The sequence below is a fragment of the Bacillus sp. 05T31 genome, from assembly GCF_056396725.1.
In genome coordinates this window covers 1-689 of record NZ_JBFTMA010001209.1, presented here as the reverse complement: position 1 = coordinate 689, position 689 = coordinate 1, and the positions used below count along the sequence as shown (strand labels likewise).

Below are 689 nucleotides of genomic sequence, written 5' to 3'. Positions count from 1 at the left end.
CCTGCCCATCAACTTAAGAAAACAGATCCACCTTAAACGAAAAAATGAGCTTTTTTATTGCAAGTTAGGGCAAAACCTCATTCTGGAGGTAGCTCTATTTTCTTAGCTTGATAGCGATGTGATATAAAATTAAGATTGTTCAAGTCAGAGCAAGGCACTCTATGATTGATTTCATTTTATAAGGAATCCACTGCAGAAAAAGAAAAAGAATTCAAATTAACTCCACACAACACCTCGCCTCTCGTATTCCATTCTATATTCAACAGCAGCTGCAATTTTGGAACTTGCGAACCTTTCCGTGATCCAAAGACCTAAATCAATTCCTGAAGTAACTCCTCTTGCAGTAATAATATCGCCTTGATCCACAATTCTGTAATGAAGAAGTTCTGCTCCATATTTACTAATTTCATTTTGCGCCAAATGATGCATTGTTGCCTTTTTATCATTCAATATACCGGATACAGCTAGTAACATACCTCCTGTACAAACTCCAGCAACAATTGTTCCTTCATCGTGCATCTCTCTAATCATTTTGGTCAAAGTTCCAATCTCTGCTTGCTTTCGTGCCCCATGTTCAGCTTTATGATTCCAGCCACCACCAGGTACAATTAACAAATCTGGACGATTATCCATTCGTAAAAAATCATKTAGTTTAACCGTAACTCCAAACGAAGTAGTAACCTCATGCT

General features: G+C 37.6%; 1 protein-coding gene. It reads right to left on the bottom strand.

Annotated elements, in window-relative coordinates; genetic code table 11:
• Positions 1 to 216: 216 nt before the first annotated feature.
• The coding region (locus tag AC1DJR_RS32480; protein ID WP_477004513.1) for a DJ-1/PfpI family protein at positions 217 to 689 on the bottom strand (473 nt) is incomplete at its 5' end.